Raw genomic sequence first — 18,180 nt, 5'->3', positions numbered from 1 at the left:
TCAGCCGCAGCGGACGCCGGCCACCACGTTCTTGGCATCCACTTCGACGTTCAGGCGCTCGCCGATGAACTCCATCGTGGTCATGTCGTTCGGCTTGAGCACGCGCACGCTGGTGGCGCCGGCATCCTGCTGGGCCTGGCTGCCGAGCTCGGCGGTATAGGGCTGGCCGACCAGGCTCTGCACCTGGGTGGCATCGCAGCTGCCGACCGGTGGCGCTTCGGTCGCCTTGCCGGCTTCGTCGGTCGGCGCGGCGGCGGCTTCGGCGGCCTTCTGCGCATGGGTGGCGACGGCCTCCTGCTCGTCCATCGGCGGGGCGCTGCACGCACCGAGGACCAGCAGGGCGGGGAACAGGGCGATCAGCCCGAAAGAACGCCGCACGCGGCGGAACGACAGGGACGACATCGGTACTCCAGAAAGCGAGCCAGTAAACTCTGGAGGATATCGCCAAGCGCGGCGTGAGGTGTTTGTGTTGCGTTATTGACGCGGCGCCGCACCGGCAGCGGTAACACTGCGTTCCCCTGATCCGTCCCGCGTCCATGAGCCCGAGCCGCACCACGACCCCCGAAGCCGCCGCCGCCCGCCAGGCCGGCCTGCGGTATGTCAGCGATGAACTGCCTGGCATCGCCCGCCGCAAGGCCGGCAAGGGCTTCGCCTACCGCGACGCCGATGGTGCGGCGGTGCGCGATGCCGCCACGTTGGCCCGGATCCGCGCGCTGGCGATCCCGCCGGCGTACACCGATGTGTGGATCTGCGCGCTGCCCAACGGCCACCTGCAGGCGACCGGCCGCGACGCGCGCGGGCGCAAGCAGTACCGTTACCACGCCGATTGGGCGCGGGTGCGGGGCGATGGCAAATTCGATCGCATCATTGCCTTTGGTACCGCCCTGCCCACGCTGCGTCGGCGCCTGCGCCGCGATCTGAAGCTGCCCGGCTTCCCGCGGGACAAAGTGCTGGCGATCGTGGTGGCGTTGCTGGCACAGACGCTGGTGCGCGTTGGCAATGAAGTCTATGCACGTGACAACCGCTCTTACGGGCTGACCACGCTACGTAACCGCCACCTCGCGCTGGTCAAGGGCGGCCGGGCGCAGATGCGCTTCCGGGGCAAGTCCGGGCAGGCGCATGAGGTGGACGTGGATGACCGCGAACTGGTCAAGCTCATCCGCAGCTGCCAGCAGCTGCCCGGGCAGGCGCTGTTCCAGTACCGCGATGACGAGGGCGCGGTGCAACCGGTGGACTCGGGCATGGTCAATGACTATCTGCACGATGCGATGGGCGAGGATTTCAGCGCCAAGGACTTCCGTACCTGGGGCGGCACGCTGGAGGCGATCCGTCAGCTTGCCGCGACCGAACTGCCCGAACCCTCCAGTGAGCGTGCGCTGGCGGCATTGCAGAAGCAGGTGGTATGCGAGGTGGCCAACCTGCTGGGCAATACACCGTCGGTGTGCCGCAAGGCCTACATCGATCCCTGCGTATTCGATGGCTGGCGGGCCGGCTCATTGAAGGCGCTTGCCGGGCTGCGCGGCGAGCGCCAGTGGGAACTGGCCACGCTGAAAGTACTCAAAGCCGCGCGGCGCACCGTCCGGCGCGCCCGCGCGGGATGAGCGCAGCGGTCAGCCGCAGTAGAGTGCGGTGATGTTGTTGGTACGACCGGTTTCGATGGTCAGCCGTTCGCCGCCCTGCTCCGCACCCGGGGTGGGATTGGCCGCGCCACTGGCAGTCGCGCCACTTGCGGCACGCTCGCTGTGCACGACGATGACCTGCAAGCTGTCACTGTCCACGCGGGCACGCTCGACCGTGGCTTGCGATGCCGCCAGGCCCACGGCGCCGCGGACCTTGTCCACGTGGCACTGGCCGGAAATCACGCCGTCGATCGGCTGGACCTGCGCGACAGGGGTGCTGCTGCAGGCGGACAAAGCAAGGACGGCCACAGCCGCGGACAGGTAACGAAGCATGCGACGCACTCCATGGGAATTGCGCTCAGGGTGCATCGGTGCCCGTATGCGGCGCATGAATCCTCTACACGGTGTGGGCACGCTCCATTCACCGTCCCTGGCCGTTGGGTTGACCATAGTGGGGCTGCGTATTTCCGGCAACAGGAGTCGAACATGGCCACGGCCAAACCCCGTAAGACCACCAAGACCCCCACGTCCCGCAAGGCGGCCCCCGCGGCCCCGGCGGCCGACGCCACCGAACCGCGTACCCGTGCGCCGGTCGTGAAAACCGCGACCCGCAAGGCTGCCGCCACCGATCCGCGCGCTGCGCGCGTGGCGGCGCGCCAGCGCCGTCTGCAGGACCAGGAGAAGGCCAAGGACGCGCGTGCGGCGAAGAAGGCCGCCGCGACCAAGACCAAGAAGGCTACCCAGGCCGGCACGCGCCGCCAGCCGGAAAAAATGCCGGCCGAGCAGCTGGCCAAACCGGGCAACGAACACGAGATGCAGCTGGCCCCGCGTTTCCTTGCGCCGGACTACCAGGGCAGCGGCAAACTCAAGGGCAAGCGCGCGATCATCACCGGCGCCGACTCCGGCATCGGCCGCGCGGTGGCCGTGCTGTTCGCCCGCGAAGGGGCCGATGTGGCGGTGCTGCACCTGGATGAAAAGAAGGACGCGAAGATCACCCGCGAGCACGTCGAGAAGGAAGGCGGCCGCTGCGTGGTGATCGCCGGCGACGTTCGCGATCCGGCCTTCTGCAACAAGGCGGTGAAGCAGGTGGTCAAGGCGTTCGGCGGGGTCGACATCCTGGTCAACAACGCTGCCTTCCAGCTGCACTGCGACCGCCTGGAAGACCTCGAGGACGACCATCTGCAGGAAACCCTGCAGACCAACGTCGGCGGTTACATCCAGATGGCGCGTGCGGTGCTGCCGCATCTGGGCGAAGGCGCCAGCATCATCAATACCGGCTCGGAAACCGGGCTGTTCGGCAGCAAGGCGCTGGTGGACTACTCGGCCACCAAGGGCGCGATCCATGCCTTCACCAAGGCGCTGGCCAGCCAGCTGCTGCCGCGCGGCATCCGGGTCAATGCAGTCGCCCCGGGACCGGTCTGGACGCCGCTCAATCCGGCCGACAAGAAAGCCCCCGACGTGGCCGAGTTCGGCCAGGACAGCGACATGGGCCGACCGGCGCAGCCGGAAGAACTGTCGCCGGCCTATGTGTTCCTCGCCTCGCCGATCACCGCGAGTTACATCAGCGGCGTGATCCTGCCGGTGATGGGCGGGCCGCGCGGCTGACCGTCGGCACCGCCTCAGCAAGCCACCGAGGATCACCTCGGTGGTTCTTCTCTGCAGCACCAAGGCCGGTGGCGTGAGTATGCCGCCAGGGCCTATTCGCCGTTCGACCTTGCCGTCCCTCCTGCCCCCGGCGATGCGTGCGGCGTGCATGCCTGGGCCGACAGCCAGTTGCGGCCTACCGTTCGTCGGCACCCTCCGTCCGGCACTTGACGACACCTGTAGTCACTGGCACGGTGGCGACACGTGTAGTCATAGGGAGTGCGCCATGCGCGGCAAGACCATCGGGGACCAGGAACTGGCCCTGCTGCAGTACATCGCGGAACAGGACCGTCCAAGCGTCGGCGAAGTCGCCGCCGGGTTCGGCGAGCAGCGCGGGCTGGCACGGTCCACCGTGCTGACCATGATGGAGCGCCTGCGCGCCAAGTCGTACCTGAGCCGCAAGCAGGTGGACGGCGTGTACCGCTATGCCACCACCAGCGGCCAGGACAGCGTGGTGCAGGGCGCGGTGGCCAGCTTCGTGGAGAAGACGCTGCAGGGCTCGGTCTCGCCGTTCGTAGCGTTCATGTCGCACAAGGTCGACGTCAGCGATCAGGAGCTGGCCGAGCTGGAAGCGCTGGTCGCACAGTTGCAGTCACGCAAGCGGGAGGGCTGAGCCATGGACATGATGATGAGCGAACTGCTGATGCGGCTGGGCTGGACCAGCGTGCAGAGTGCGGTGCTGGTGGCGCTGGTCTGGGGCGTATGCCGCCTGCTGCCGCGGCTGCCCTCCGCGACCCGCTGCCGGCTGTGGTGGCTGGTGGCCGCGCAGGCGGTGCTGGGCCTGTTCTGGAGCAGCCCGCTGGAACTGGCGGTGCTGCCTGCACCCGTCGCGCTGACTGCGCCGACCGCCCCGGTAACGGCACTGCCTGCGTTCGATGCCGCCGTGCAGGCCGCGCCGCTCATCCATGCAGCAAGCGCGGCCGAGACGGCGACGATGGCGGTGTCCTGGCCGTCGCTGCTGCTGGCCCTGTGGGCCGCCGGCGTGTTCTTGATGCTGGTGCACAGCCTGCGCGGCTACCGCGCGAGCCGCGCGCTGGTGCGCGGTGCCACCGAGTGTACCGACGCCGGCCTGCAGCAGGCCCTGCAGCTCGCTGCCGAAGCGCATGGCCTGCGCCGCGCGCCGCGCCTGAAGCTCTCCGCACAGATCCGCTCGCCGCAGTTGATCGGCCCGTGGCGGCCCGTGCTGCTGCTGCCGGCGCGCGAACTGCCGGCGATGTCGGCCGATGACCTGGACATGGCGCTGACCCATGAGCTGATCCATCTGCAGCGCCGCGACCTGTGGTGGGGCCTGCTGCCGGCACTGTCGCAGCATCTGTTCTTCTTCCATCCGCTGGTCCACCTGGCCGCGCGCGAATACGCCCTGGCCCGCGAAGAAGCCTGCGATGGTGCGGTGGTGGCCGGGCATGACCATTGCCGGCACGACTATGGTCGCCTGCTGGTGCAGCTGGGTGTCGCACCGCGTCCTGCCGTGGGCGTGGCCAGCGCCTCGCCGAACCTGCGCAGCCTCAAGCGCCGCCTGCTGACCCTGCAGCAGACCCGCAGTTTCCCGCGCGCCGCCGCGCTGGCGATCACCGCGCTGTTCGTGGTGGTGGGCGTGGCGCCGCTGCGGCTGGTGGCTGCGCCGCCGCCGCCGGTGCCCCCGGCCCCGACGGCACCGAACGTGCCCACGCCGCCAGCGCCGTTGCCTGCCCCCGCGCCCCGCCCGACACCCGCCCCGGTCGCCGCGCCGGAGCCGATGCCCGCACCGGAGCCGATGCCGGCCCCGGAACCGCCGGCCGCCCCCGCCGCACCCCGTGCGCCGGAGCCGCCGAAGGATCTGGATGACGGGATGTCCTTCGTTACCCATGGCAAGCTCAACATCCGCCAGCAACCCGCCCAGGCGTTCGTGCTGATGGGGCAGGACGACAACTTCGTCGATGCCTCGGTGGCCGATCTCAAGCAGGCGCGACGCGATGCGGGCGGCGACGAACCGGCGCTGTGGGTACGTCGTGGCCAGGCGCGCTATCTCATCCGCGATCCCGCCGTCCTCAGCCAGCTCAGCCGCAGTCAGTCCGACGTGGCGGCCTTGGGCAACGCGCAGGCCGAGCTGGGCAACCGCCAGGCGGCGATCGGCCAGCAGCTGGCCCAGGTCTCGATGCAGGTCACCGCCGACGCGCTGGCCGCAGTGGATGTCGCGGCGGTGGTCAACCGCGCGACGCGCCAAACGGGACTGGATGCGGCCGCCGAGGCAAATCAGGCCGCGCGCCAGTCACGTGCGGCTGCCGCCGGTGCCAGCCAGGCAGCGCGCGAAGCGCGTACCGCCGCGGCCAAGGCGGTGGACGCCCGTCAGATCACCCTGGTCGCGCGCGAGCAGGCCGAGCTGGGCCGGGAGCAGGCGCGCCTGGCGCAGCAGCAGAGCCTGGCCTCGGCCCGCGCCGTGCGGGAAGTACGCACGGCCATCGATCAGGCGCTGGCCAGCGGCAAGGCCCGGCGCCTGATCGACTGACCTGCAGGCCGCTTTCTCAACCGCAGTTGGCGCGCACGATCCTGTTCTGCGCGTCGACTTCGATGCTGAGCCGGTCTTCGCGGTAATCCATGGTCATCGCCATGCCCGGCTTGAGCACGCGGGCGTTGCGGGCACCGCTGTCCTTCACTGCTTTCTGGATCACCGCTTCGGTGGCGGTCTGCCCGGTCAGGCCGGTGAGCTTTTCCGGATCGCACTGGCCGCCACTGCCGGCCACCGCGGGCGGCGCGGTCGAGGTCGGGCTGTCGGCGGGTGTTCCCGCCGTCTTGCCGGGATGACTACAGGCGGCCAGCGGCAGGGCGCAGCCCAGGGCGAACAGAAGGTTCAGACGCATGTGGTGGTCCTCCCACGGTAAGTACCCGCAGTGTCCGTGGACCGGCCTTTACACCGCGTCAATGGCCTGCAGCGCCAAGGTCTCCCGGTCGCGCTGCTCCTCGGCCACCAGCCGCCGCATCAGCAGCGCCAGGGTGACCACGTCCTGGTGGTTGTGCTCGGCCACGCGGCGCAGGTTCACCGCGCTGCCGCCCCGGAGGTAATTCAGCCATGCCGCGGGGGCTTCCGAGCCGGGCAGATCGTCTTCGCGCACGATCTGCAGCAGCTGGCGCTCGATCGTGGCCAGCCGGCAGTTCTCCCAGGTGCCGCGATAGCGGCGGCGCGTCGGAAACAGCAGGTCGACATGGTCCAGCGGCGTGATCGGGCAGCGCTGCCGCGCCAGCCGATAGCGCGTCTTCAGCAGCGGGGCGTCGTAGCAGCGCCCGTTGTAGCTGGAGAACACCGTGCCCGGCTGCAGCCAGCCGGCGAACTCGCGCAGCATCGCGGTTTCCGCGGCCATCGTCGTCATCAGCAGCTGGCGGATGCGCAGGCCGTCGCCGCGTTCGGGATGGGTGTGCCAGTCCGCCGCGCCGATCATGAAAGCGCGGGTGCCGGTGCCGCCGGCCAGGCCGGTGGTCTCGGTGTCGAAGAACAACAGATCCCGCGGCTGCACCTGCTCGCCCTCGCGCTTGGCGAAGGCCAGCGACAGCGGTTCGGTGGGGATCGCCTGCGCGACGAACGATTCGATCAGGAACAGCCCCGGCGCGATTTCCTCGCCCGGTACATGGCGATCCGCGGCGTTCTCGCGCGGCTTGGCCGTGATGATGCCGCGATCGCGCAGGCCAAGCAGGCGGCGCAGGCCACCGATCTCGGGTCTGCGCAGCGCGGGCGTCGGGAGGGCAGGCGTTGCCGGTGCGGTCTCGCGTGCGGCGGCGCCGGTCGGTTTGTGGCGGATTTCCTGCTCGACCCAGCCGAAAACGGAGGCGGGCGCAGGCGTGTGCGCACGTGCGTCGTTGGCGGCGGCCGGAAGAGGGGCGCTGCCCGTGTCGCCGGGCGCGCCCGCATCAGCGGCAGCGGTTCCACGCCCAGGGGCGATGGCCGGATCAGAGGCAGCCGCCGCCGTCGCATCGCCCGCCTGCCGGCGCAGCAGGCGCAGCTTGTCCAGGCTCAGGCTCACGGGGCGACCACCTCGGCATGCTGGCGCTCACGTTCGGCCGCGGACGGCAGCGCGGCACTGTCGAACAGGTCCAGCACCTTCAACGCCAGCGCCTTCGGCGTGGTGGCATCGTCTTCCTGGCCGGCCAACACCGGACCGACGCAGGCCGGGCAGCCGGCCTTGCAGTCGCAGCCCTGCACCAGTTCGCGCGCGCGCAGCAGCAGCTCGGCCTGGCGCACCCACAGCGGCTCGCTCAGGCCCACGCCGCCGGGGAAGTTGTCGTACAGATATACCGTGGGCACGAACTGCTGCTGCAGCTCGATCGCGCTGGCATCGAACTCGGCGCCACGCAGCTGCCCGCGCCCGCTCTGGTCGGCCACCGCGAACCACGCACCATCACCATTGCCGACCGCCTTCTGCAGGTCGCGCGCATCGGCCATCACCGCCACCGTGGCGACGATGTGCAGCGCGTAGGCCGCGCCCAGGAAACCGTCCAGCGCTTCCTGCTTGCTGTCGAACGCGGTCAGCAGCAGCGCCTGCGGCAACTGCCACCACACCGCCGTGGTGTGCAGCTCCTGGTCGGGCAGGTTGACCGGGCCGTAGCCGATGTTTTCGTGGGTGTAGTAGCGGATCTTCTTGTAGCCGGCCACGCGGCGCACCACGTGCACCTCGCCATGGTGGGAATCGCCGCGCCCGGCGATGCAGCCATCGAAGCGGTCCAGCACCTTGAGCTTGGTGAAGTCGATGCTGTCGGTGTAGTAGTCCACGTGGGTGCGGGTGACATAGGCCTTGCGGCCTTCCCAGTCCAGCCGCTCCACCTGGTAGGGCGTGGACTGCACCATGTGGATGGCGCCTTCGTACAGTGTCAGCGCGGCGGCGGAATAATCCACTTCGGCGATGATCTGCTGCTTGCCGTCGCTGCGGTCCACCACCACGAAGTTGCCATCGGCGACCGAGCGCAGGCTGACCGCGTTGGCCGGATAGCTGTCGGCGATCCACTCCCAACGGTCGCCTTCGCGATGGACCACCTCGGTTTCGGCCAGGGCTTCCAGGAACACCAGCGGGTCGATCGGGCCGAACGGATCGCCGGCCAGGAACGGCAGCTCGAAGGCGGCGCAGCGGATGTGGTCGAACAGGATCAGCGGCTGGTCCGGCGCGATGCGCGCATGCTCGGGCGAGGCCTCGGCGAAGAAATCCGGATGCCGCACCACGTACTGGTCCAGCGGCTGCGAGCTGGCCACCATCACGCCCAGCGCGGGCTGCTGGCGGCGGCCGGCGCGGCCGAAGCGCTGCCAGGTCGCGGCGACGCTGCCCGGGTAGCCGTTGAGGATGACCACGTCGAGGCTGCCGATATCCACGCCCAGCTCCAGCGCCGAGGTGCTGACGATGCCGTCGATCTGCCCGGCGCGCATGGCGCGTTCGGTCTCGCGGCGCTCGGTGGGCAGGTAGCCGCCGCGGTAGGCGCGGATGCGCGCCGGCTTGCGCGGGTCGTGGTCGAAGATGTCCTTGAGGTACTTGGTCAGCACTTCGACCATCAACCGGCTCTGCGCGAAGATCAGGGTCTTCAGCCCGGATTTGATCGCGATGCGGGCGATACGGTTGCTCTGCGAGCGCGCCGAAGCGCGCAGGCCGAGATCGGCGTTGACCACCGGCGGGTTCCACAGCAGTACATGCTTCGGCCCGCTGGGCGCGCCGGACTCGGTGATCGCCGTCACCGGCGCTTCGATCAGCGCCTCGGCATGTGCCTGCGGGTTGCCGATGGTCGCCGAGCACAGGATGAACTGCGGCTCCACGCCATAGAACGCGCAGATCCGCTTGAGCCGGCGCAGCACGTTGGTGACGTGGCTGCCGAACACGCCGCGGTAGGTGTGCACTTCATCGATGACCACGTAGCGCAGGTTCTCGAAGAACTGCGCCCACTTGGTGTGATGCGGCAGGATCGCCTGGTGCAGCATGTCCGGGTTGGAGACCACGATGTCGCCGTGCAGGCGGATCGCCTGGCGCGCATCGCCCGGCGTATCCCCATCGAAGGTGAAGGCTTTGACACCCAGATCGCCGGCGCGGTTGAGTTCCAGCAGCTCGGCCACCTGGTCCTGGGCCAGCGCCTTGGTCGGGAACAGGTACAGCGCCTTGGCCTTGCCCTGCATCGCCGCGCTGACCACCGGCAGGGTGTAGCACAGCGACTTGCCGCTGGCGGTCGGGGTCACGATGGCCACGTGCTCGCCGCGCTGGCTGGCCTCCCAGGCCTGCGCCTGGTGGCTGTAGAGCTGCTCGATGCCACGCGCCTTCAGCGCCTGGACCAGGGCGTCGGGCACATCCGCCGGGATCGGCGCGTACTGGCCCTCGCGGGCCGGAATCGTGAAGCTGCCGGTGATGCGGTCGTTGTAGCGGCGCTGCAGGCGCGCGGTCAGCAGCGCGCCATCGCGCGAGGGCAGCCCATCGGTGGTGGCGAGGCGGCGCTCGGCGTCTTCAGTGCGCTTGGCGAGTTCGTAAGCCATGGTCACAACGGTCTGCAAAGGACGCTATGGGAACATGACCGCGTCTCAATGTCTGAGACATCGGGGTGCGCGCGGGTGAATGGTTCAGTGCGTGGCGGCGACGCCTGGACAGCTGCCAGCAACGAAATCTGAAGCCGGCATCCGTATGCTTGGCGACAGCCCGCACAAACTAAGGATGGCGTCGCAGTGGCATTACGTGGACATCAAAGTGCAGCGTTGTTGGCCGGCCTGCTGCTGACCGCCGCCGCACAGGCCCAGAAGGCCGCCGCACCCGAGCCGGTGGAGCCGCCGCCTGCGACACAGGGTGAGGTCACCACGCTGGGCGAGGTGCGTGCGCTCAAGCCCGACGACGAACCGCTGGATCTGTACCGCTTCAAAAATCCCGTGCAGGTTCAGCCCAATCGCTTCAGCCGTACCTGGAGCGAGCCGCCTTCGCCTGAGCAGGTCAGCATGAGTGGCGGCTACCTGATGATGGGCATCCACCAGGGATTGGCCAAAGCCGCGCAGGGCGTGAACAAGCTCACTGGCGGGCCCGCGCAGATCCAGTCCGCGACCGCCCGCCCGCCGCCGGAGCTCACCGAGGAAGAACAGCGCCGCGCGATGGAGGTGTGTGCGCAGCAGGGTGGGTGCCCGACGCCGCTGCCGCCGTTGCCGGAGTAGCGGGCAGGCGGACCTGCCGTCATCGCGTTGTCGCCGTCCGCCGTCGCTCCAGCCACCACAGCAACCCTGCCGCCAGCACGAAGGCCAACAGCCACGGCCAGCGTGCGCCCGGCGTTTCTACCAGGCCCGCCGGTGCGGCGGCGGTGCCGCCAGCCAGACGCTGTGCGGTCGCCTCGCGCAGCTGCTGCCGATGCAGCGGTTGCGCAGTGGCCGGATCGAACACGTAGAACGCGTGGCGGTTCTCACTCTGCTGCAGCTGATGCCAGCCGGCCTGCGCTGGCCAATAGCCCGCGCAGCGCTCGGTACCGCTGGCCGGATCGATCCGGAGTGGAATGAGCGCGCCATCCGGTGCACGCACCTGCGCGGTTGCCTGCAGCTGACACAGGGCCATGCGCTCGCCGGCCCAGGGGGTGATGGCATCGATGCGTGGGACCTCCGCAGCGGGAAGCGCGCGCGCGATGCTGGCCAGCACGCTGCTCCACAGCTCGGCATGGCGATCGTCACGGCCGGCCAGCACCAGCCGATAACTGTCGGTGACCGGCAGCAGCGCGACGCGTCCGCGCCCGAGGGCGCGATAGCCGCCGACCGAAGCGCCCTTGTCATCGTGCAGCAGCGGCGTCGCGTCGGTGGTCTGCACCGCCCACCGCTCCAATACCGGCAGCGCGGCCTGGTGCGAGGCGGCGTCGGCTTCCTCGATGTAGGCAGTGGCATCCGATGCGGGCCGCTGTGGGCCACGGCGTGCCTGCAGCAACGCGGCGTCGGCATCCGCCGGCAGCGACAGGGGCGCGGGCTGGTTGCCGCCGGTGACGGACAGTCCCCAGCTGCGCAGCACCTGGCGGGCGCCATCGCCAACGGGGCCGCTGGTACGAACCAGGACGCCGAGCCCATTGCGGATGGCCTGTTGCAGCGTGCTGCGCTGCGTGGCCGACAGTGCGACCAGGCTGCGCTCATCCAGCACCACGACATCGGTTTCGGCCCACCTGGCCGCGGTGAGCGTGATCGGCGCATCGCCAAGCGACACCCCACCGCCCGTGTTGGCCTGCGCCTGCACGCGCAGCCCGGCATCCGTGGCCCAGCGGCGCAGGTACTTGAGCTCCGGGCCTGGCGCACCGGCCAGGATCAGCAGGCGCGGCGTGGCCGTGGCGACGGTGTCCACGGGTACGGCCAGGGTATCGACCACATGCTGGCCGGCATCCAGCAGGCGCAGGCGGAACACACTCTGCCCGGGGACCCGTGCCACACCGTCCAGGTGCACGCTGCCATCGGCGCCGGGCGTGGCACGGTCGACGACCAGGCCGGCCGGATCCACCAGCTCGGCGCGCGCGTCCGGCACGCCCTGCGCACGCGCGCTGACGGTGAACACCGCACCGGGGGCGGTGACCGGCGGCGGCTGCAGTGACATCCAGCCCTGCGGTGCGCCGGGCGATGCGAGACGCACGCCGCGCGGCAGCGCCACATCGCGATCGCGGGACGTCAGGCCATCGCCGATCAGCCGAAGCGAGGTGGTACCCGGATGCTGGCGCAGCGCGGTCGCCAGGTCGGGTGCACGCAGGGCCTCGGCCGCCGTTGGCGCCTCCGGCAGCGCGACCACGGTCTCGCCCGGCGCGGCCGACCAGCGCACCTGTTCGGCCGCCGCGGTCAGCACGGTGAGCTGACCGCCGGCCGCGCGCTGCATCGGGGGCACCAGGGTCAGATAGAGCAGCGCGGTGACCGCGATCTGCAACAGCAGCAGGCCGGCGAACACGCCGCGCGCCCGCACCGGCCCACGCCACTGCTGCCAGCACAGGCGTGCGCTGGCCAGCAGCAGCACGGCCAGCAGCGCGATCAGGATCCAGCGCGGTTCGCTCATGGGGTGGCCTCGAGTGCATCCAGGTAGCGCTGGCCCATGGCATCGGGTGCGTTGCGACGCGGCACCTGCGGCAGCGGCCGCAGCAGGGCACGCCACAGCTGCGCGCGCAGGGCGTGATGGCAGTCGGCGCAGTCCGGGGTGATGCGCAGTGTTTCGATGGCGGCGGCCAGGCTCAATGGATCTGGCAGTCGCGCTTCATTGCGCCGCAGCCACTGGGTCAGCGCGTCCAGATCGGGCGCGCTGCCGGGATCGGCCAGATGCTGCCAGACCTGCACGATGGCCTGGTCGGGGGCTTCCAGCGCACGCAGCGGCAATGCCCTGCTGGCCAGCTCGGCGCGATCGCCGGTCATGCGCCGGGCTTCATCGATCGGCGGCAGCTCCGGACCGACCCGCGCCAGATAGATGCGCTCGGCCTGCTGCACTTCCTTGATGAAACCCAGCGCCTTGTAGGCGTAGGGCAGGGCGCGCTCGGGCTGGCCCTGGCGCAGTTCGCCTTCCGACGACCACATCTGGTCGAGCGCCGCCTTCAGCGTGGCGCGCGTCTTGGGATCGAGCAGGGTGGCGGCCTCGGCGTGGTCATGGGTATGGCCATATTCGGAGAGCACATCGGTGGCGCTGCCAAACACGGGTGCGGTGCCGTCGGTTTGTGCGCCATGGTCGTGATCATCGTGGCCGGCTTGCGCCTGGGCCTGTGCAGGCTCGCCATGGTGATCATGATCATCGTCATGCGGGGTCGCCGGCGTGTCGCTGGTGGGCAGGGTGTCGCTGGTCGGTGGCGGCTTGGCCCCGCCCTCGCTTTCCTCACCGAGGAACTGGCCATAGCGCAGGCGCAGGATGCGCTGGTCCACGCCGATCGCATCGGCGCGTTTGACGAACTCCTCGGCCGGCAGCTGGCGGCGCTGTTTGATCAGCGCCTCGGCGTCGATGATGATCTGGCGCTGGCTGCGGAAGTACGCCGGCAGGGTCTTCTTGACCATGCCCTCCATGTCGGTGCCCTGGATCTCGGCGGCGCTGGGCAGGCGCAGGATGACGCTGCTGCTCTGTGCGCTCTGCGCGGTGGGCGCGTGGGTGTCGCGCACGGTCAGCTGCGCGATCACATCGTTGCCTTCGGTGGCGCCAAGCGCGCCGAGATCGAGCGTGCGCGCGAAGCGCCGCTGCGTCGCCGGCCCGGTGCCGGACAGGGTGAAGGTCTGCTCGCGGAAGGTGATGTTCTCACCGCTGCCCTGGGCCAACGTGACCTTCAACTGCGCGGTGGCGACCACGCCATGGTCGTCGGTGGCCTCGAACTGCAGCGGCCACTGGCGCTGGCCGGGCGTGCCCAGCACGAGGCTGCGGTCCGGGGCGATCACGCGCACCACCGGGGGGCGATCCGGCACCACATCGAGCCGGTACAGACGGGTGTCGCGCAGGGCGGGCTGGGTCACCACGCGGTACAGCGCCGGGCGGGTCGCGGTCCACCGTGCGGTCCAGAGGTCGCCCTCGCGCTGCAGCGCGATGCGCTGGCCATCGTGGAACTGCAGGGCGGCGGTGTGCGGCTGCGCGGAGAAGCGCAGCGACCACAGCAGGCGGCTGTCCTGCGCGACCTTGCCATCCAGCGCGTTCTGCACGCGCACCGGCTGCCCGGTGTAGGCCGGGGCGGTGATCTCCAGCCGCGTCGAACGCAGCTGCGGCGGTTGCGCCGGTGTGGCCGGCGGTGCGCTCGCGCCGGGGAACAGTGGCGCTGCGCTCTGGCCGCGCGGCCAGCCGAAGGCCAAGGCCATGGCCAGCACTGACATCACCGCCGACGCCAGTACCCAGCGCCACGGCCAGCGGGGCCGCAGCTCGGGCAGGCGCGACTGCAGTGTCGCCTCGACATGCGCGCGCTGGCGCCGCTGCAACGGGTTCAACGTGTCGGGGGGCGCGAACAGCAGGTCGGCACTGTCCTGTGCGATCGGGTCTTCATCCAGGCGGCGAACCAGCCACTGGCGATCAAGACGGCGTGCGCGCCAGGTGGCCAGACCGACGCTGACCAGCAACGTCAGCAGCAGGATCACGGTGAACGCATTGAAGCCCGCGGCCCGCCATGCAACGGCACTGAGTGCCAGTGCGATCGGTACCGCGAGTACGGCGGTGATCCACCACTGCCGCCGGCGCGCGCGCTGCCAACCACGCTGGATGATGGCGTTCATGCCCCTGCTCCACGGCGCGGCGAGGTGGCCATCAGCCGTTCGAGCGCGAACAGCAGCACGATCAGCGCCAGCAGCCACGGCGTCAGCTCACGCGGTGCGGGGAGCGGTGCGGCAGCGCCACGCAACGGTGCCTGTGTGGCCGCAGGTGCGAGGGTGGGCGCGGCCGGTGCCGCGATGACGGCCAGCAATTGGCGGGGGAAGCCGGGATCGCGCAATGCCGGCAGCTCTGTCGGCGACAGCGCTGCGCTGAAGCGCAGCAGACGACCGCTGCCTTCCTGCCGTTGTTCCAGCACCACCGCGCCCTGTGCATCGCGCAGCGCCGGCGTCCAGCCGGATCCCGCGGCACCGGGCGTGACCAGCACACTGCCGCCCTGCTGCACCCACGCCTGCCAGGCGGTGGGCAACGGCCCAGCGGCAAGCCACACGCCGAGCTGGCCATCGTCCGGGGCGGTGTCCGCGGCGCGTGCAGGCGACAGCGGTTGGTTCGACCACGCGCGCTGGATCGCTGCCAGCACCCGCTGCTCGGCGTCGGCGATGCCGGCGCCGACCTGCACCTCAGGCAGCGTCGCCGCGCGTGTGATGGCGGGCGCCAGCGGCACCGGCCGCCAGGTCACGGCGCGCGACAGGCGCGGACGCTCGCCATCCAGCCCGGGCATCGGGTCGGGAATGTAGACGGTCAGCGGCGCACCGGCGGGCAGGGTCTGGTCCAGTTCGCGCAGCAGGCTGGCCAGCGGTGAGGGAGATGACGGGACAGCATCGGCCAGTGCCGGGAAACCCGGGGCCAGCCAGCGCCAGTCCCCCGTTGCGTCCTGCCCGCGCAGGGCAGTGCCGTCCAGCCCCGGGGCGACCACTGTCACCGGGTGGGTGTTGGCCGCACCGCCATGCAGCAGCGGGCGTGCCAGCAGCAGGGCCAGTGCGGCGAGCAGCAGCAGTCGCACCAGCAGCAGCGGCCACTCATCGAAACGGATCTTCTGGCGCGGCCGGATCCGGGCCCGCAGCCAGCGCAGGGCGGCGAAATCGAGCGGTGCGTACTGATGGCGGCGTGCAAGGTGGATCAGCAGCGGCACCAGCCAGGCAGCCAGTGCCAGCAGGCCAAGCGGATACAGCAGGCTCATGCGCCGCCCCCGGCACCGAGCAGCACACGCAGCGGTTGATCCAGCGGCTGGTCGAGATAACCGGTGGCATGCCCGATGCCACTGCTCTGCAGGCGTGCCTGCAATGCGCGCTGCGCCGTGTCGAAGCGGGCCAGGTAATCCGCGCGGATGGCGCGGCCGTCGCCCAGCAGTTCTTCGCCGGTCTCCGGATCGCGGAAGCGGTGGCCCTCGGTGAACGGGAAATCGCGCTCTTCGGCGGTCAGCAGCTGCAGGTGCAGCACCTCGCGGCGTGCGGCAGCGAGCCGCTCCAGCAGCACGATGCCGGCCTCGTCGAAACCATCGCCCAGCGCAACGAGCAGGTCGCCGGCCTGTACGCGCTCCCAGATCGGTGCCAGTGCCGTGACCGGCGGCCACCTGCCGCTGGCCTGCACCTGGCGCAGCAGCAGATGCACGCGGTCGCGTTGGCGCGGGCCATGGCCGGCCGGCACCAGGTGCACGCCTTCGCCGGTCAGGACGATCACGCCGAAGCGGTCGCTCTGCTGCAGGGCCAGTTCAACCAGGCAGGCGGCGGTGGCGCAGGCGTGGTCCAGCCGCGACCAGTCCGGTCGGGCGCGATCGCTCTGGCTCGCCGAGGCGGTGGCATCGAGCAGTACCCAGAGCGTGATCGGGCTTTCGCGCTCGGATTCGCGGACGAAGAAGCGGTCCGAGCGCGCGTAGAGCTTCCAGTCGATCTGCCGCAGCTCATCGCCGGGCTCATAGGCGCGGTACTGCGCGAACTCCAGCCCAGCGCCGCGACTGCGGCTGGCGTGCTGGCCGATCCCGTGTGCACCGCGCGCACGGCGCGGCAGCAGCCGCAGTGCCTTCAGGCGGCTGCGGACATCGGCGGGGATCGCGATCGGTGCGTTGCGGCTCACGGCGTGTGGATCACCCCGGGAACGGCACGGCCTGCAGCAGCGCGGCGACCACGTCGTCGGCGCTCTTCTGCTCGGCCTCGGCGGCGAAGGACAACAGCAGGCGATGGCGCATCACCGGGGCCGCCAGCGCCTGCACATCCTCGCGGGTTGCGGCGAAACGGCCCTGCAGCAGTGCACGTGCCTTGGCGGCCAGCACCAGCGACTGTCCGGCACGCGGGCCGGCACCCCACTTGATCCATTGGTTCACCGCCGCCGGTGCATCGCTGCCGGGTCGGCTGGCACGCACCAGGCGGGTGATCCAGGTCAGCACGTCCTCGCTGATGTGCACCTGGCGCACGGCCGCCTGCAGCGCCAGCACGTCTTCGGCGTGCATCACCTTGGGCACGCTGCCCGTGGCACTGCCGGTGGTCTGCAGCAGGATGTCGCGCTCTTCCTGCTCGGTGGGGTAGTCCACCCGCACGTGCAGCAGGAAACGGTCCAGCTGCGCTTCGGGCAGCGGGTAGGTGCCCGCCTGTTCGATCGGGTTCTGCGTGGCCAGCACGAAGAACGGCGCGGGCAGCGCATAGGTGGTGCCGGCGTAGCTGACGGTACGCTCCTGCATCGCTTCCAGCAGCGCGGCCTGGGTCTTGGGCGGCGTGCGGTTGAGCTCGTCGGCCAGCAGCAGGTGGGTGAAGATCGGGCCCTTCTGGAAGCGGAAGTGACGGTGGCCGGTGCCGTGGTCTTCCTCCAGCAGCTCGGTGCCAAGGATGTCGCTGGGCATCAGGTCCGGGGTGAACTGCACGCGCCGGAACTGCAGCTCCAGCGCCTGGCCGAGCGAGCGCACCAGCAGGGTCTTGCCCAGGCCCGGTGCGCCTTCCAGCAGGCAGTGGCCGCCAGCCAGCAGGCCGATCAGCAGCTGCTCGACCACGGCGTGCTGGCCGACCACGGCCTGGCCCAGCGCGCTGCGCAGGTGATCCAGTCGGGGCAGGAGGACATCAAGGCTGTCGGTCGTCATAAGGCACTCGCAGAAGATCGGTGTAGAGCCACGCCACGCGTGGCTGAAAAAGCATGAAGAAACCTAATTGTTCAACGCATACATGATGATGTTGACCGCGAAGCGGGTGTTGTCTTCGGCCAGGAAACGCTTGTTGCGCCAGTCGTAGTCCCACTCGCAGCCGTAGTCCTTGTTGCTGTAGAGCACGCCGAGCCGGCCATCGATCTCGATGCCCTTGAGGTAATCGTGGACGAGGTCGTCGCCCCAGCCATTGAGCTCGAACCCCGTGGCGGGCGGGCCCTCGGGAAAGCGGAAGAAGCTGCGGTACAGCGCGTGGTTGTTCGGCAGCTTGTTCAACGCCTTCGGCCCGAACAGCTTGGCCATCTGTGCTTCGAAGGACTTGGCGAACAGGCCGTCGATGTCGTGGTTGCAGTCATCGACGAACACGAAGCCGCCGTTGCGCACGTAACGCACGAAGTTCTGCCGCTCGGCGGCATTGAACTCGACCAGCTTGTGCCCGGCCAGATAGCAGAACGGCGCCTCCAGCATGCGCGGATCGGACAGGGCGATCACGTGCTCGGTCGGGTCCACGCGCAGGGAGGTGTAATCGATCAGCGAGGTGATCACGTTGGACGGCATGCGCGCATCCACGTCCCAGTCGCCGGAGTCGTACCTGAGGCGGGTGAACCAGACGTCATAGCGCCCGGCCTGGGCACGCGCCGGCGCGGGCAATGCCGCGAAGGCGGCACTGCCCAGCATCAGGCGCAGGAACTGTGCGCGGTTCATCGCC

The 18,180-nt window shown here is 70.1% G+C and carries 16 protein-coding genes; 5 read left to right on the top strand and 11 right to left on the bottom strand.

The annotated features are described in order from the left end of the window. The gene (locus ABE473_RS02915) at positions 1-402 is read right to left on the bottom strand and encodes an I78 family peptidase inhibitor (RefSeq protein WP_313211184.1); all 402 of its coding nucleotides are present in this window, start codon (positions 400-402) and stop codon (positions 1-3) included. Positions 403-536: 134 nt separating this feature from the next. Here ABE473_RS02915 and ABE473_RS02910 point away from each other — a divergent pair, with 134 nt between their 5' ends. After that, the gene (locus ABE473_RS02910; protein ID WP_319210235.1) at positions 537-1,601 is read left to right on the top strand and encodes a DNA topoisomerase IB; all 1,065 of its coding nucleotides are present in this window, start codon (positions 537-539) and stop codon (positions 1,599-1,601) included. A gap of 9 nt (positions 1,602-1,610) precedes the next feature. Here the strand turns inward: ABE473_RS02910 and ABE473_RS02905 are convergent, their stop codons facing one another. Further along, entirely contained in the window at positions 1,611-1,952 is a 342-nt protein-coding gene (locus tag ABE473_RS02905; RefSeq protein ID WP_346488431.1) for a hypothetical protein, read from the bottom strand. Between the two features lie 153 nt (positions 1,953-2,105). Between ABE473_RS02905 and ABE473_RS02900 the strand changes: the two genes are divergently transcribed. The 3 genes from ABE473_RS02900 to ABE473_RS02890 all read left to right on the top strand — a co-directional run bounded on the left by ABE473_RS02900 (position 2,106) and on the right by ABE473_RS02890 (position 5,748). Then, the gene (locus tag ABE473_RS02900) at positions 2,106-3,224 is read left to right on the top strand and encodes an SDR family oxidoreductase (protein ID WP_346488430.1); all 1,119 of its coding nucleotides are present in this window, start codon (positions 2,106-2,108) and stop codon (positions 3,222-3,224) included. A 265-nt stretch (positions 3,225-3,489) separates the two neighbouring features. Continuing rightward, complete coding sequence (locus tag ABE473_RS02895) at positions 3,490-3,876, top strand: BlaI/MecI/CopY family transcriptional regulator (protein ID WP_070472651.1); 387 nt, start codon at positions 3,490-3,492, stop codon at positions 3,874-3,876. Positions 3,877-3,891: 15 nt separating this feature from the next. Next, positions 3,892-5,748, top strand: a complete 1,857-nt coding sequence (locus tag ABE473_RS02890; RefSeq protein WP_346488429.1) for a M56 family metallopeptidase — start codon at positions 3,892-3,894, stop codon at positions 5,746-5,748. A 16-nt stretch (positions 5,749-5,764) separates the two neighbouring features. Here the strand turns inward: ABE473_RS02890 and ABE473_RS02885 are convergent, their stop codons facing one another. From ABE473_RS02885 to ABE473_RS02875, 3 genes are read right to left on the bottom strand one after another with little or no spacing between them, the layout of a single operon-like run. After that, a complete protein-coding gene (locus ABE473_RS02885; RefSeq protein WP_176990276.1) occupies positions 5,765-6,100 on the bottom strand; it encodes an I78 family peptidase inhibitor in 336 nt (111 codons plus the stop codon). 48 nt (positions 6,101-6,148) lie between these two features. Then, the gene (locus tag ABE473_RS02880) at positions 6,149-7,255 is read right to left on the bottom strand and encodes a ribonuclease H-like domain-containing protein (protein ID WP_346488428.1); all 1,107 of its coding nucleotides are present in this window, start codon (positions 7,253-7,255) and stop codon (positions 6,149-6,151) included. After that, positions 7,252-9,732: a DEAD/DEAH box helicase gene (locus ABE473_RS02875; protein WP_319210249.1), complete on the bottom strand. Its 2,481-nt coding sequence runs from the start codon at positions 9,730-9,732 to the stop codon at positions 7,252-7,254. The genes ABE473_RS02880 and ABE473_RS02875 overlap by 4 nt, the downstream gene beginning before the upstream one ends. Before the next feature lie 228 nt (positions 9,733-9,960). Here ABE473_RS02875 and ABE473_RS02870 point away from each other — a divergent pair, with 228 nt between their 5' ends. After that, positions 9,961-10,392: a hypothetical protein gene (locus tag ABE473_RS02870; RefSeq protein WP_346488520.1), complete on the top strand. Its 432-nt coding sequence runs from the start codon at positions 9,961-9,963 to the stop codon at positions 10,390-10,392. Positions 10,393-10,411: 19 nt separating this feature from the next. Here ABE473_RS02870 and ABE473_RS02865 read toward each other — a convergent pair whose 3' ends face one another. The 6 genes from ABE473_RS02865 to ABE473_RS02840 all read right to left on the bottom strand — a co-directional run bounded on the left by ABE473_RS02865 (position 10,412) and on the right by ABE473_RS02840 (position 18,176). Then, positions 10,412-12,241, bottom strand: coding sequence for a hypothetical protein (locus tag ABE473_RS02865; RefSeq protein ID WP_346488427.1), 1,830 nt, complete (start codon positions 12,239-12,241; stop codon positions 10,412-10,414). Next, complete coding sequence (locus tag ABE473_RS02860) at positions 12,238-14,409, bottom strand: hypothetical protein (protein WP_346488425.1); 2,172 nt, start codon at positions 14,407-14,409, stop codon at positions 12,238-12,240. Before ABE473_RS02860 ends, ABE473_RS02865 begins: the two co-directional genes overlap by 4 nt. Then, entirely contained in the window at positions 14,406-15,524 is a 1,119-nt protein-coding gene (locus ABE473_RS02855) for a BatA domain-containing protein (protein WP_346488424.1), read from the bottom strand. Before ABE473_RS02855 ends, ABE473_RS02860 begins: the two co-directional genes overlap by 4 nt. Further along, positions 15,521-16,417: a DUF58 domain-containing protein gene (locus ABE473_RS02850; protein WP_346488423.1), complete on the bottom strand. Its 897-nt coding sequence runs from the start codon at positions 16,415-16,417 to the stop codon at positions 15,521-15,523. Before ABE473_RS02850 ends, ABE473_RS02855 begins: the two co-directional genes overlap by 4 nt. A gap of 10 nt (positions 16,418-16,427) precedes the next feature. Beyond that, positions 16,428-17,411, bottom strand: a complete 984-nt coding sequence (locus ABE473_RS02845) for a MoxR family ATPase (protein WP_179460582.1) — start codon at positions 17,409-17,411, stop codon at positions 16,428-16,430. A 63-nt stretch (positions 17,412-17,474) separates the two neighbouring features. Next, positions 17,475-18,176, bottom strand: a complete 702-nt coding sequence (locus ABE473_RS02840; protein ID WP_346488422.1) for a DUF4159 domain-containing protein — start codon at positions 18,174-18,176, stop codon at positions 17,475-17,477. Positions 18,177-18,180: the final 4 nt, after the last annotated feature.

Source organism: Stenotrophomonas sp. TWI700 (assembly GCF_039673645.1).
In the GTDB taxonomy this organism is placed as follows: Bacteria; Pseudomonadota; Gammaproteobacteria; order Xanthomonadales; family Xanthomonadaceae; genus Stenotrophomonas; species Stenotrophomonas maltophilia_AA.
This window is presented reverse-complemented; position numbering and strand designations above follow the sequence as displayed.